Origin of the sequence: Lentisalinibacter orientalis (genome assembly GCF_040706535.1) — a bacterium.
Lineage (GTDB): Bacteria > Pseudomonadota > Gammaproteobacteria > Steroidobacterales > Woeseiaceae > Lentisalinibacter > Lentisalinibacter orientalis.
In genome coordinates this window covers 964,467-978,509 of sequence record NZ_JAPDRJ010000001.1, presented here as the reverse complement: position 1 = coordinate 978,509, position 14,043 = coordinate 964,467, and the positions used below count along the sequence as shown (strand labels likewise).

Below are 14,043 nucleotides of genomic sequence, written 5' to 3'. Positions count from 1 at the left end.
CGGGATCGGGCCTGAAGGCCCTCCTACCCCAATTCTTCACGCAGCTCGAATTTCAGCACCTTGCCCGCCGGGTTGCGCGGCAGCGCCTGGACGATGTGCAGCCGCAGCGGCAGCTTGTAGCGGGCCAGCTTGCCGTCGGCGAAGTCGCGCAGCTCGTCCAGCGTGAGTTCGGCGCCCTCGTTCAGCGCCACGACGGCGGTGACCGCCTCGCCCCACTTGTCGTCCGGCAGGCCGATAACCGCCACCTCGGCCACGGCCGGGTGCTCGTACAGCACGCCTTCCACCTCGGCGGGATAGACGTTCTCGCCGCCGCTGATGACCATGTCCTTCACCCGGTCGCTGATGAACAGGAAGCCGTCCTCGTCCAGATAGCCCGCGTCGCCGGTGTGGAACCAGCCGTCCTCGTCGATGGCCTCGGCGGTGGCCTCGGGCCGGTTCCAGTAGCCTTTCATGACGTTGGGGCCGCGGTAGAGGATCTCGCCCACTTCACCCGGCGCCAGGCTGTGGCCGTCGGCGTCCGCGATGCGCAGTTCGCCGAACAGGCCCGGCTTGCCGGCGGAGCCGAGCTTGTCCGCCGTGTACTGGGACTTCAGGAAACTCACCAGCGGGGAGGTCTCCGTCAGCCCGTAGCCCTGGTCCAGGTTCACGCCGCGGCTGCCGTAGATCTCCAGCAGTGACTTCGGCACCGGCGCGGCGCCGACCACCAGCGAGCGCAGGCTCGAGAGGTCGGTGTCGGCGAACTGCTGCTGCTGGGCCATGAACAGAAACATGGCCGGCGCGCCGAACATGGTGGTGCAGCGGTAACGGGCGATGTCCTCCAGCGCATTACCCGGGTCGAAGGCGCGGTGCAGCACCACGCAGGCGCCCACCTGCATGGCGAGCAGCGTGGTGACGTTGAGCCCGCCGATGTGGAACAGCGGCGCTGCGGTGAGCGTGATGTCGTCCGGGTTGGAGGACAGCGCGAAGGCGGCGCTCACGTTGTTCCAGAGCAGGTTGCCGTGCGTGAGCATGGCGCCCTTGGGACGGCCGGTCGTGCCCGACGTGTACATGATGACGGCGGTGTCGTGGGGCGCGGCGGCGATGTGGCCCGGGTACGCTTCGGCGCTCGCGAGCAGGCCCTGGTAGTCCTCCCACCCGTCGGCGGCACTCTCCGCGCCGAGGTAGCGGCGCACGCAGAGCGACTCGCGCACGGGCTCGATGACCGGCCGCAGCATATCGTCCGCGATCAGCGTATGCACACCGGCGTCGTTGATGATGAACTCGAGCTCGGGCCCGGTCAGGCGGAAGTTCAGCGGGACGAAGACCGCGCCGAGGGCCGTCGCCGCCAGCAGGGTCTCCAGGAAGGCGGGGTGGTTGACGCCGAGATAGCCGACCCGGTCGCCCTGGCACACGCCGCCGTCCTGCAGCACGGTGGCCAGGCGGCGGATTCGATCCACGAACTCCGCGTAGGTGTATTCCGTCTCCTCGAAGACGATGGCGCGATTGTCCGGGTCCAGCTCTGCGCGTCGCAGTATGGTCTCGGCCAGGCTGTAGTCGACCTGTGGCAAGTGCAGCATGGTCTGTCTCCCCCGCCGTGCTGAAACGTTGAGCGCAGCATCATAGGGGGCCGGCGACCGGGCGGCAATCAGCCCGTGACGATGTCGGGATCAGGGACAGCTGGGCGGCTGGGGACGCCTGGGGGATGGTCGGGAGAAACAGGCGCTAGCGGGTCGGCGGGTCGAAGCTCATGCGCTGGCCCGCCGGATCGCCGACGATGCGGCCGTCGTCCCAGACGACACGGCCGTTCACCAGAGTGGTGCGGATCCGGGAGCGGAAGGTCACGCCCTCGAACGGCGACCAGCCGCACTTGTAGAGCAGGTTATCCGTCGAAACCGTCCACGGGTCGTCCATGTCGACGATGGCGAGATCGGCGTAGTATCCCTCGCGCACGTAGCCGCGATGCTGCACCCCGAAGATATCGGCGATGGCGTGGCTGGTACGGTCCACCACGAACTCCAGGCTGTAGCGGCCCTCGTGCACGTGCTCAAGCATGCTCGGCAGCGCATGCTGCACCAGCGGCAGGCCCGCCGGCGCGCCGAAGTAACTGTTCGCCTTCTCCTCCGCCGTGTGGGGCGCGTGGTCGGTGGCCACCACGTCGATGCGGCCGTCGGCCAGCGCCTGGCGCAGCGCGTCCCGGTCCTCCCGGCTCTTGATGGCGGGATTGCACTTGATGAGCGCGCCCAGGCGCTCGTAATCCGATTCGTCGAACCAGAGATGGTGCACGCAGACCTCCGCCGTCACGTGCTTCTCGCCCCGGGGTGCCGTCGAGAACAGCTCCATCTCCATCGCCGTGGTGAGGTGCAGTACGTGCAGCCGGGTGCCGTGGCGGCGGGCCATGTCGACGGCATAGCTGGACGACTTGTAGCAGGCCTCCGCCGAGCGGATGTGCGGATGCTCGCTCATCGGCACGTCGTCGCCGTACTTCTCCCGGGCGGCAGCTTCGGCCTCCCAGATCATCGGCGAGTCCTCGCAGTGGGTCACCACGGTCACCGGCGCATCGCGGAAGATGAGCTCCAGGGCGTCGGGATCGTCCACCAGCAGGTTGCCGGTGGAGGCGCCCATGAACACCTTGATGCCGCAGGCGGTGCCGGGCGCCAGCGCGCGGATCTGGCTGATGTTGTCGTTGGTGGCGCCCAGATAGAAGGCGTAATTCGCCCGCGAGCGGCCCGCCGCGCGGTCGTACTTCTCCTCCAGCGCCGCGATGGTCGTGGTCGGGGGATCGACGTTCGGCATCTCCATGTAACTGGTGATGCCGCCGGCCACGGCGGCTGCCGATTCGGTGGCGATGTCGCCCTTGTGGGTGAGGCCGGGTTCGCGGAAATGGACCTGGTCGTCGATCATGCCGGGGATGAGGTAGCGGCCGCCGGCGTCCAGCACCTCGGTGCCGGCGCCGGCCTCGATGGAGGCGTCGATCTTCTCTATGCGCTCGCCGTCGATCAGCACGTCGGCGTCGCGGGTCTCACCCTCGTTGACGAGGCGGGCGTTGGTAATCAGCAGTTTTTTCATGATCAGGCGAAGGTATCCGTAGCGGTGACGAGTTCGTGGACGTTGCCCGGCTCGAAGGCCGAGTGCCCGGCGTCCGGCGCGATGCGAAGGCGCGCCTCCGGCCAGGCCCGGTGCAGTTCCCAGGCGCTGGTAGCCGGACAGACGACATCATAGCGCCCCTGCACGATGACGGCAGGGATGTTGCGGAGGCGGTCCACGTCGCGCAGCAGCTGACCGTCCTCCAGGAAGCCGCCGTTGACGAAGTAGTGGCACTCGATCCGCGCCATCGCCAGCGCATGCGCGGCCTCGCCGAAATCCGACACCAGCGCCGGGTTCGGGATGAGGCAGCTCGTCGCGCCTTCCCACATCGACCAGGCCCGCGCCGCCGCGAGGCGTTCCTCCCTATGCTCCCCGGTCAGACGCCGGTAATAGGCACCGACGAGGTCGTCGCGTTCGCGCCTGGGGATGGGCTCGAGGAACTGCTCCCAGCGGTCCGGGAAGAGTTCGCTGGCGCCGTGCTGGTAGAACCACAGGATCTCCTTGCGCCGCAGCAGGAAGATGCCCCGCAGTACGAGCTCCGTGACCCGCTCCGGGTGCGCCTGGGCATAGGCGAGCGCCAGCGTGCTGCCCCAGGAGCCGCCGAACACCTGCCAGCGCTCGATGCCGAGCGCCGCGCGAATGATCTCGATGTCGCCCACCAGGTGCTGCGTCGTGTTGTTCTCCAGGCTGGCATGGGGCCGGCTGCGGCCGGCGCCGCGCTGGTCGAACAGCACGATGCGGTAGAAGTCCGGGTTGTGGAAGCGGCGCATCCTGGCGGAGCAGCCGCCGCCGGGGCCGCCATGCAGCAGCACCACGGGCTTGCCGCGGGGGTTCCCGCATTCCTCGTAATACAGCACGTGGCCGTCGCCGACGGCGAGCGTGCCGGAATGATTGGGTTCGATGGCGGGATAGAGCTCCCGCCGGGGCGTATCTCGGGCCATATCCATGGCCGGATTATGGGCACCACCGGCGCGGATTGCCATGCGCGGGCCGCGTTGCCCCCGGCGGGCGGCTTTGCCATCATCGGCGCGTTCCCCACCGGACCGTGTGAACCATGCCGAGACTCCTCACCCTCCTGGCGCTGGCCTTCCTGGCTGCCGGCTGCGGCGATCGCGCGCCGGACGGCTCGCGCGTCACCGACGAAGGCGTCACGTTCCACCGCGGCAACGGCGCCGAGCCCGCCACGCTGGACCCCCATCGTGCCGAGGACAGCGCCTCCTTCGAAATCCTGCGCGACCTCTACGAGGGCCTGACCACCGGCAACGTCGAGGCGAAAGTGGTGCCGGGCACCGCGGAGTCCTGGGAAGTCTCGCCGGACGGGCTCACCTGGACGTTCACGCTGCGCGAGGACGCCGCCTGGTCCAACGGTGATCCGGTGACGGCGGCGGATTTCGTGGCGGGATTCCGCCGCACGGTGGACCCGGCGACGGCCTCGACCTACGCCCAGGTGCTGTTCCCGGTAAAGAACGCCGAGGCGGTCAACCGGGGCGATGTGCCCCCCGGGGCGCTCGGCGTCTCGGCGCCGGACGAGCGGACCTTCGTCGTGGAACTCGCCGCGCCGACCCCCTACTTCCTCTCGCTGCTGACCCACTCCGCCACCTATCCCCTGCACCGGGCGAGCTTCGCGGCCCACGGCGAGGACTTCGCGCGCGCCGGCAACATGGTCTCCAACGGCGCCTACGCGCTGGACGAGTGGGCGGTGAACTCCTTCGTCCGGCTGCGGCGCAATCCCCACTACCACGGCGCGGCCAGCGTGCAGATCGACACCGTCTACTACTACCCCATCGAGGAACACAGCGCCGAGCTGCAGCGCTACCGGGCCGGGGAGCTGGACTTCACCCAGTCGGTGCCCAACAACCAATACGACTGGATCAGGGCCAACCTGGGCGACGAGCTGCACGTCACGCCCTATCTCAGTACCTATCTCTTCGTGCTGGACCTCACCGAGCCGCCCTTCGACGATGCCCGGCTGCGCCAGGCCCTGGCCATGGCGGTGGACCGGCAGACGCTGGTGGAGAAGGTGCTGGGCGGCGGCCAGCAGGGCGCCTGGGGTCTGGTGCCGCCCGGCGTCGACAACTACACCCCGGCGGAGTACGAGTGGAAGGACTGGCCGGAGGAGCGGCGCCTCGCCGAGGCCCGCCGGCTGTACCGCGAGGCAGGCTACTCGGCGGACAACCCGCTCGAGGCCCGCATCCTCTACAACACCAGCGACAACCACCGGAAGATCGCGGTGGCCGTGCAGGAGATGATCCGCTCGGCGCTGGGCGCCGACATCGCGGTGGTGAACCAGGAGTTCAAGGTGATGCTGGAGACCCGCAAGGAGCCCTCCCGCTGGGAGATCCTGCGCTACGGCTGGACGGGCGACTACAACGACCCCTATACCTTCCTCGAGATCTTCCGCTCCGACAGCCCCCAGAACCCGGCCTGGTACGCCAATCCGGAGTTCGACCGGCTGCTCGCGGAGGCCTCGGCGGAGGTCGACATGGAGCGGCGCGCCCGCCTGCTGCGCGACGCAGAACGCCTGCTGATCAACGACTATCCGGCGATCTTCGCCTACTTCTACGTGGCGCGGCACCTCGTGAAACCCTGGGTGCGCGGTTACCGGGCGAACATCATGGACCACAACTATTCGCGCCATTACCGCATCGAGAGACCGGTGCCCGAAGTTGCGGAATAATTGCGGAAAGACTGCCGGATGATCACGGTCTATTCCGATCGCCACCGGCTCCATCACGGCCGCGGCGAACTGAACGACGGCGCGCTGGTGCCGGTCTTCGAGCGCCCCGAGCGGGCCGATGCCGTGCTCGAGCGGGTGCGTGAGGCAGGGCTGGGCGACGTCGTCGAGCCGGATCCATTCGGCGATGCGCCCCTGGCCCGCGTGCACACCCCGCGCTATCTCGACTTCCTGCGCTCCGCCTGGCAGGAGTGGCACGCGCTGCACGGCGACACCGACGCGCTGCCGCTGGCCTGGCCGGCCCGCGGCCTGCGCCGGATCGAACCGGACCATATCGACGGCCGGCTCGGCTATTACTCCTTCGATGCGGGCACGCCGATCACGGCGGGCACGTGGGCGGCCGTCAGCGCCGGCGCGGACGTCGCGCTCACCGCCGCGGCCCGGGTCGCCGACGGCGAGCGCGGCGCGTTCGCCCTGTCCCGTCCGCCCGGCCATCACGCGGGCGCCGACTATTTCGGCGGCTACTGCTACCTGAACAACGCCGCGATCGCCGCCGCCCACCTTCTGGACCGGGGCGCGCATCGGGTCGCCATCCTGGACGTGGACTACCATCACGGCAACGGCACCCAGGAGATCTTCTACGACCGGGCGGACGTGCTGTTCTGCTCGATCCACTGCGACCCGCGGCAGGAATACCCCTACTTCCTCGGCCATGCCGACGAGACCGGCCGCGGTGACGGCGAGGGCTGCAACCTGAATCTGCCGCTGGCACCCGGCAGCGACTGGGCCGCCTGGTCCGGGGCCCTCGCCCGCGCGCTGGACGCGACGCGGCGCTACGCTCCCGACGCTCTCGTCGTCTCGCTGGGCGTCGACACCTACGAGCGCGACCCGATCTCGGCCTTCCGGCTGCGCACCGACGACTACCCGCGCCTGGGCGAGCGCATCGCGGCCCTGGGCCTGCCCACGGTGTTCATCCTGGAGGGCGGCTATGCGGTACCCGAGATCGGCGACAACGTCGTCAACGTCCTGCGCGGCTACGGATAAAGGGCCTCGGCTGCCGCCCGGGAACCCATGACACTCGGGAACCCATGACACCCGGGAACCCGGTGGCCGGTCACCTGTCGGAACAGGGGTCGGTACACGACCCTGGGCCGCGCAAGTCCATTTGCTAGAATGCGCGCCCTCCCGAAGCACCCGAGAGAAGAAGGCAGACCATGAATCTCATCACACCCCTCGGCCGGGGGCTCGCCGCCCTCGCATTGTCCCTGTTCGCGCTGGCCGCGCACGCTGCCGCGCCGGCATCGGACATTGACATCCCCTACACTGAATTCACCCTGGACAACGGCCTCACGGTGATCGTCCACGAGGACCGCAAGGCCCCCATCGTGGCGGTGAACGTCTGGTACCACGTGGGTTCGAAGAACGAGCCGGAGGGCAAGACCGGCTTCGCGCACCTGTTCGAGCACCTGATGTTCAACGGCACCGAGAACTACGACGGCGAGTATTTCGTGCCGTTTCAGAAGGTGGGCGCCACCGACCAGAACGGCACCACCAATTTCGACCGCACCAACTACTTCCAGAACGTCCCCTCGACGGCCCTGGACCTGGCGCTGTGGATGGAGTCCGACCGCATGGGCCACCTGCTCGGCGCGGTGGACCAGGACAAGCTCGACGAGCAGCGGGGCGTGGTGCAGAACGAGAAGCGCCAGGGTGAGAACCAGCCGTACGGCCAGGTCTACAACCACATCTTCCGTAACCTGTTCCCTGAAGGCCACCCCTATCAGTGGCTGCCCATCGGCTCCATGGAGGACCTGAACGCGGCCAGCCTGGAAGACGTGCAGGAGTGGTTCAGGACCTATTACGGCCCGAACAACGCGGTCATCGTGATCGCCGGCGACGTCACGCCCGAAGTGGCCCGCGAGAAGGCCGAGAAATACTTCGGCGACATTCCGCCCGGACCGCCCATCGCCAAGTTCGAGGCCTGGTCGCCGAAGCGCGAGGCTGATGCCCGGGAAATCATGCAGGACCGCGTGCCCCAGGCCCGCATCTACAAGAACTGGGTGGGGCCGCACTGGAGTCATCCGGATGCGGAACTGCTGAGCCTGGCCGGCAGCGTCCTGTCCTCCGGCAAGACCTCGCGGCTGTACAAGCGGCTGGTTTACGATGAGCAGATCGCCACCTCGGTGGACGCCACGCCCTATTTCGCCGAGATCGCCGGCGTGCTCGGCCTCGAGGCCACCGCCCAGCCCGGTGGCGACCTGGCCGCCATCGAGAAGGCGCTGGACGAGGAGCTGGCGCGCTTCCTGAAGGAAGGGCCGACCAGGGACGAGCTCCAGCGGGCGAAGACCCAGTCCATCGCGGGCTTCGTGCGCGGCATCGAGCGCATCGGCGGCTTCGGCGGCAAGTCCGACATCCTGGCGCAGAATGCCGTCTACGCCGGCGACCCGGCTTTCTACAAGGTATCGCTGGCCCGCATCGAAGAGGCGACGCCGAAGGCGGTGATGGAAGCGGCCCGACGCTGGTACAACGCAGGCTCCTATACCCTCGAGGTGCACCCGTTCCCCGAGTTCGCCGCCAGCGGCGAGGGCGCCGACCGCAGCGACGGACCGCCGATGCCGGACGAGTTCCCGTCGGTGGCCTTCGACGAGTTCGAGCGCGCCACGCTCGACAACGGCATGGAGCTGATCGTGGCCAGCCGGGACGCCGTGCCGGTGGTCAACTTCACGCTGATGCTGGACGCGGGCTATGCCTCCGACCAGTTCGGCGAGCCGGGCACGTCCAGCCTGGCCATGTCCATGCTGGACGAGGGCACGAAGCGGCGCGACGCACTCACCATCTCCGAGGAGCTCTCGCGCCTCGGCGCGAACCTGGGCGCCGGCTCCAACCTGGACATGTCCACCGTCTCGATGAACGCGCTGACGGCCAACCTGGACGAGTCGCTGGACATCTATGCCGACGTCATCCTGAACCCGTCTTTCCCCGAGGCCGATCTGGCCCGGCTGAAGAAGCAGTTCCGCGCACAGATCCAGCGGGAGAAGGTGACGCCGGTGTCCATGGCCCTGCGCGTGTTCCCCGAACTGATGTACGGCGAAGGCCATGCCTACAGCCTGCCGCTCACCGGGTCGGGCACGCTCGAGTCGCTGGAGCGGATCGACCGGCAGACGCTGATCGATTACCACCGCACCTGGTTCCGGCCGAATAACGCCACCATGATCGTGGTGGGCGACACCACCATGGAGAGCGTCCGGCCGAAGCTCGAGAGACTTTTCCGCGACTGGGAGCCGGGTTCCGTGCCGGTGAAGAACGTGGATGCGGTGGCCCAGCGGCCGGAGGAGAAGATCTACCTGCTGGACCGGCCGGACTCCGAGCAGTCCATCATCTTCGCCGGGCACGTCATGCCGCCGAAGGCCAACCCGGACGAGTTCACCATCGCCGCCATGAACAACGTGCTCGGCGGTGACTTCTCCGCGCGCCTGAACATGAACCTGCGCGAGGACAAGAGCTGGTCCTACGGCGCCCGCACGCTGATCCTGGACGCCGCCGGCCCGCGGCCTTTCCTGGGCTATGCACCGGTGCAGACGGACAAGACCGCACCGGCCATGGCGGAGATGCGGCGCGAGATGGTGGAGATCGTCGGCGAACGGCCGCCCACCGAAGACGAACTCGCGCGCGTGCTGGACGACAACACGCTGTCGCTGCCGGGCCGCTGGGAGACCGCCGGCGCGGTCGCGGGCTCGCTGGTGGAGATGGTTCGGTTCGGCTACGACGACGACTACTGGGACACCTACGCCGAGAACGTGCGCGGCCTGTCCCTGCAGCAGGTGACCGAGGCCGCCGACGAATACGTCAGGCCCGACAACCTCATCTGGGTGATCGTCGGCGACCGGGCGAAGATCGAAAGCGAGATCCGGGCCCTGGAGATCGGCGAGATCGTACCCATCGACGCAGACGGCAACGTGCTCGCCGACCAGGGCACGTAACCCGCATGTAGGAGGGCCTTCAGGCCCGACCCTCGCCTTCAGGCCCGACCCTCGATGGGCATGTAGGAGGGGCTTCAGCCCCGATCAATTAATGAATCGGGGCTGAAGCCCCTCCCACACCTGAAAGCCCTCCTACATCTTTTTTGCTCGCCGGTGGCGGCGCGGGTTAACGTACCCGGATGAGCCCGGACCCCACCGACTACCTGAAGCGCATCCTCACCGCCCGCGTCTACGAGGTGGCGGAGGAGACTCCCCTCGACGCCGCACCCAATCTCTCGGCGCGCCTCGGCCACGCGGTGTGGCTGAAGCGCGAGGACCTGCAGCAGGTCTTCTCGTTCAAGCTTCGCGGCGCCTACAACCGCATGTCCCGGCTGGCGGACGAGGACCTGCAGAAAGGCGTCATCTGCAGCTCGGCGGGCAACCATGCCCAGGGCGTGGCGCTGGCGGCAAGCCGGCTCGGCATTCAGGCCTTCATCGTCATGCCGGTGACCACACCGCGCATCAAGGTGGAGGCCGTGCGCAAGCTCGGCGGCGAGGTGGTGCTGGAAGGCGACACCTACGACGACGCCTACGCCCATGCCCGCAAGCTGGAGGGCGAGCGCGGCCTGACCTTCATCCATCCGTTCGACGACCCGGACGTCATCGCCGGCCAGGGCACCATCGCCATGGAGATTCTGCGCCAGCACCCGGGCGACATCGACGCGGTATTCGTGCCCGTCGGCGGCGGCGGCCTCATCGCCGGCATCGCGTCGTACATCAAGGCGCTGCGCGACGATATCCGCATCGTCGGCGTAGAGCCGGAGGACTCGGCGGGCATGAGCCGCTCGCTCGCCGCCGGGGAGCCGGTGACCCTGGAGCGCGTCGGCATCTTCGCCGACGGCGTCGCCGTGCGCCGGGTGGGCGACGAGACCTTCCGCCTGTGCCGTGAACTGGTAGACGAGATCGTGCTGGTGGACACGGACGAGATCTGCGCCGCGATCCGGGACATCTTCGAGGACACCCGCTCCATCGTCGAACCCGCCGGCGCCCTGGCCGTCGCCGGCATGAAGAAGTACGTGGAAGAGCGCAAGCCGCCGGCAGGGCGGGAGTTCGTCACGGTGAACTGCGGCGCCAACGTGAACTTCGACCGGCTGCGCCATATCGCCGAGCGGGCCGCGGTCGGCGAGCAGCGCGAAGCCCTGCTGGCCGTCGGCATCCCCGAGCGCCCGGGCAGCTTCCGGGAGTTCTGCGCGGCCATCGGCCGGCGCAACGTCACCGAATTCAACTACCGCTACAGCGACGCGGAAGAGGCGCACATCTTCGTCGGCCTCGAGCTCGCCGAGGGCCGCGCCGAGAAGGACCGTCTCGTGGCCGAGCTGCGCTCCCAGGGCTATCCGGTCGAGGACCTCACCGACAACGAGATGGCCAAGCTGCACATCCGCCATATGGTGGGCGGCCGCGCCGGCGGGCTGCCCGACGAGCGGCTGCTGCGGTTCGAGTTCCCGGAGCGCCCCGGAGCGCTGGCCGGCTTCCTCGACGCGGTGGGCTCGGACTGGAACATCAGCCTGTTCCACTACCGCAACCACGGCTCGGATTACGGCCGCATCCTCACCGGCATCCAGGTGCCCGCTGCCGACAATGCCGAGTTCGAGCGCCACCTGGAGAAGCTCGGCTACCCCCATTGGGACGAGAGCGACAACCCCGCCTACGCACTGTTCCTGGCCTGAGCCGGGCCCGCCTGCGGCTTCGACCCGGCCGGAAAGTCGGTTGTAAGCTTGCAGGCGGGTGCTTAGAATGAATCCAAGTCGTTTCGCCGGGAGCCCGCAGCCCGGCATCACTCATCGAAACCCCAAGGAGTCATCCATGGCCCACGAATTGCCTGCGCTGCCTTATGCGAAGGACGCTCTGGAACCCGTCATCTCGGCGGAGACCCTGGAGTACCACTACGGCAAGCATCACCAGACCTACGTCAACAACCTGAACAACATGATCCCCGGCACGGAGTACGAGAGCGCGTCGCTGGAGGACATCATCAGGAAGGCCGAGGGCGGCCTGTTCAACAACGCGGCCCAGGTCTGGAACCACACGTTCTACTGGAATTGCCTCAGCCCGAACGGCGGCGGCGAGCCCGGCGGCGCGCTGGGCGAGGCCATCGACAAGGCCTTCGGCTCCTTCGACAAGTTCAAAGCGGAGTTCCAGAAGGCCGGCGCCGGCAACTTCGGCTCCGGCTGGACCTGGCTGGTGAAGGACGGCGACGGCGTGGCCATCGTCAACACCGACGACGCCGGCAACCCGCTGCGCGACGGCAAGACGCCGCTGCTGACGGTGGACGTCTGGGAGCACGCCTACTACATCGACTACCGCAACGCGCGCCCGAAATACCTGGAGGAGATCTGGAAGATCATCAACTGGGATTACGTGTCGGGTAACTACGAAGCGTAACGAAACATGTAGGAGGGGCTTTAGCCCCGATCCGCTGCACGGTCGGGCCTGAAGGCCCTCCTACATGCCCATTGCTGTTTCAGAACCGGGCCTGAAGGCCCTCCTGCAGCCTTATTCCGGCTTCACGAACTTCAGCGTGAAACGGTCGCTCTCGCCGATCTCGAGGAACCGCGGCTCCGCGCCGTCCCGCAGGCTCGGCGGCAGCGCCCAGACACCGCTCTCGTAGTCCTTGGTGTCCTTCGGGTTGGCGTTGATATCGGAACTGCCGGCCAGCTCGAAACCCGCCGCCTCGGCCAGCTCGATGGCGCGTGCCTCGCTGAAGTAGCCCGTGCGCTCCTCCGGGTCCGGCGGCGAGTCCGGATCCGCCCGGTGCTGCACCACGCCGAGCACGCCGCCCGGCTTCAGCGCCTCGTAGGCGGCGGCCAGGACTTCCGCGGCGAACTCGTCGCCCCAGCTGTGCATGTTGCGGAAGGTGACCACCAGGTCGGCGCTGCCAGGCGGCGCGATGTCCGTCTTGCCGCGGCCGAGCACGGTGAGTTCGATGTCGCCGTAGACGTCGCGGTCGGCGATCTTCTCCTTGTATTTCGCGAGGTTGGTCTGCACGTACTCGCTGTCCAGCGTCGGGTCCCAGCTGGCCGCGTACAGCTTGCCCTCGTCCTTCAACACCGGCGCCAGGATCTCCGTGTACCAGCCGCCGCCCGGCCAGAGCTCCACCACCGTCATGTCCGGCTCCAGGCCGAAGAACGTGAGCGTCTCCACCGGGTGGCGGTACTCGTCCCGCGCCCTGTTGTCGGCGGAACGGTGCTCGCCGTCCGCCGCTGCCTGGATGGCCGCCCGGGCGTCATCCGACGCGGCGGCATTGCCGGCGGCGAGCAACAGGAGCGCCGCCAGCGGCGCCAGCCTCGCCAGACTTGCCGGTTTCTGGAACGTCACAAAATCACGCATGGGTCTCTCTCCGTGGGTTGAATTCCGTTTCTCCGGACTACTCGTTACCCGGACTACTCGTTACCTGTACTACTCGCGGTAGGACGGATCCCGCCGGTCCAGCTTGCGCAGCAGGGCAGGCCAGGCGAGTGCGCCGCCCATGCCCTTCGTCGCCTCGCGCATCTGCGCCCGGGCGCCCGCCAGGATGCGGTCGTCCACCCGCGTGAGCTCCGCGCCGCCGGACTGGGCGGCGATCTGTATCTGGCAGGCGGTCTCCAGCACGTACATGGCCAGGAAAGCCTCCGGGATGGAGGGGCCGCAGGTGAGCAGGCCGTGGTTGCGCAGGATCAGCGAGTTGGCATCGCCGAGATCGGCCACCAGCCGCGGCTTCTCGGCCTCGTTCAGCGCCACGCCCTCGTAGTCGTGATAGCCGAGCGCGATCAGCGGGAATATCGACTGCTGCGAGATGGGCAGCAGCCCCTCCTTCTGGGCCGATACGGCGACTCCCGCCCGCGTGTGGGTATGCAGCACGCACTGCACCTCGGGCCGCGCGGCGTGCACCGCGCTGTGGATGACGAAGCCCGCCGGGTTCACCGGGTACGGGCTGTCGATGACCTTGTTGCCGTCGAGGTCCACCTTCACCAGGCTGCTGGCCGTCATCTCCTCGAAAAGCAGACCGTAGGGATTGATGAGGAAGTGCTCCTCGGGCCCCGGCACCCGGGCGGAGATGTGGGTGAAGATCAGGTCGTCCCAGCCGTGCAGCGCCACCAGGCGATAGGCCGCGGCGAGGTCCACCCGCGTCGCCCACTCCTCGTCGGATACCTGGTCACGCACCGTCAGTGTCTCTGCAGCCGTGCTCATCGTTCCCTCCCCTCTGTCGGCGTGGCTGAAACACGCAGTATAGGACATCGTCCGTGCCGTGCCTGCTGCAACCATTTCGACAGCGGGTGCATCTACTCAGTTATACGGCCATCTGTATGG

General features: G+C 68.0%; 10 protein-coding genes. 5 read left to right on the top strand and 5 right to left on the bottom strand.

The annotated features are described in order from the left end of the window. Window positions 1–23 precede the first annotated feature (23 nt). The 3 genes from ACJMK0_RS04345 to pip all read right to left on the bottom strand — a co-directional run bounded on the left by ACJMK0_RS04345 (window position 24) and on the right by pip (window position 4,010). Window positions 24–1,556 carry an acyl-CoA synthetase gene (locus ACJMK0_RS04345; RefSeq protein WP_405235864.1) on the bottom strand — a complete coding sequence of 511 codons (1,533 nt, stop codon included), beginning with the start codon at window positions 1,554–1,556 and terminating at the stop codon, window positions 24–26. A gap of 145 nt (window positions 1,557–1,701) precedes the next feature. Next, on the bottom strand, window positions 1,702–3,045 hold the full coding sequence (locus ACJMK0_RS04340; RefSeq protein WP_405235862.1) for a dihydroorotase: 1,344 nt from the start codon (window positions 3,043–3,045) through the stop codon (window positions 1,702–1,704). 2 nt (window positions 3,046–3,047) lie between these two features. Next, window positions 3,048–4,010, bottom strand: coding sequence for a prolyl aminopeptidase (gene pip / locus ACJMK0_RS04335; protein ID WP_405235860.1), 963 nt, complete (start codon window positions 4,008–4,010; stop codon window positions 3,048–3,050). A 107-nt stretch (window positions 4,011–4,117) separates the two neighbouring features. Here pip and ACJMK0_RS04330 point away from each other — a divergent pair, with 107 nt between their 5' ends. The 5 genes from ACJMK0_RS04330 to ACJMK0_RS04310 all read left to right on the top strand — a co-directional run bounded on the left by ACJMK0_RS04330 (window position 4,118) and on the right by ACJMK0_RS04310 (window position 12,138). Then, the gene (locus ACJMK0_RS04330) at window positions 4,118–5,740 is read left to right on the top strand and encodes a peptide ABC transporter substrate-binding protein (RefSeq protein ID WP_405235858.1); all 1,623 of its coding nucleotides are present in this window, start codon (window positions 4,118–4,120) and stop codon (window positions 5,738–5,740) included. A gap of 18 nt (window positions 5,741–5,758) precedes the next feature. After that, the gene (locus ACJMK0_RS04325; RefSeq protein WP_405235856.1) at window positions 5,759–6,781 is read left to right on the top strand and encodes a histone deacetylase family protein; all 1,023 of its coding nucleotides are present in this window, start codon (window positions 5,759–5,761) and stop codon (window positions 6,779–6,781) included. 170 nt (window positions 6,782–6,951) lie between these two features. Further along, a complete protein-coding gene (locus ACJMK0_RS04320) occupies window positions 6,952–9,717 on the top strand; it encodes a M16 family metallopeptidase (RefSeq protein WP_405235854.1) in 2,766 nt (921 codons plus the stop codon). 179 nt (window positions 9,718–9,896) lie between these two features. After that, window positions 9,897–11,423 (top strand): threonine ammonia-lyase, biosynthetic, encoded by a 1,527-nt coding sequence (gene ilvA / locus ACJMK0_RS04315; RefSeq protein ID WP_405235852.1) that lies wholly within the window; start codon window positions 9,897–9,899, stop codon window positions 11,421–11,423. A gap of 136 nt (window positions 11,424–11,559) precedes the next feature. Continuing rightward, window positions 11,560–12,138, top strand: coding sequence for a superoxide dismutase (locus ACJMK0_RS04310; RefSeq protein WP_405235850.1), 579 nt, complete (start codon window positions 11,560–11,562; stop codon window positions 12,136–12,138). A 111-nt stretch (window positions 12,139–12,249) separates the two neighbouring features. Here ACJMK0_RS04310 and ACJMK0_RS04305 read toward each other — a convergent pair whose 3' ends face one another. Then, the gene (locus ACJMK0_RS04305; protein WP_405235848.1) at window positions 12,250–13,083 is read right to left on the bottom strand and encodes a class I SAM-dependent methyltransferase; all 834 of its coding nucleotides are present in this window, start codon (window positions 13,081–13,083) and stop codon (window positions 12,250–12,252) included. Between the two features lie 69 nt (window positions 13,084–13,152). Further along, on the bottom strand, window positions 13,153–13,923 hold the full coding sequence (locus tag ACJMK0_RS04300; protein ID WP_405235846.1) for a class II aldolase/adducin family protein: 771 nt from the start codon (window positions 13,921–13,923) through the stop codon (window positions 13,153–13,155). Window positions 13,924–14,043 lie beyond the last annotated feature (120 nt).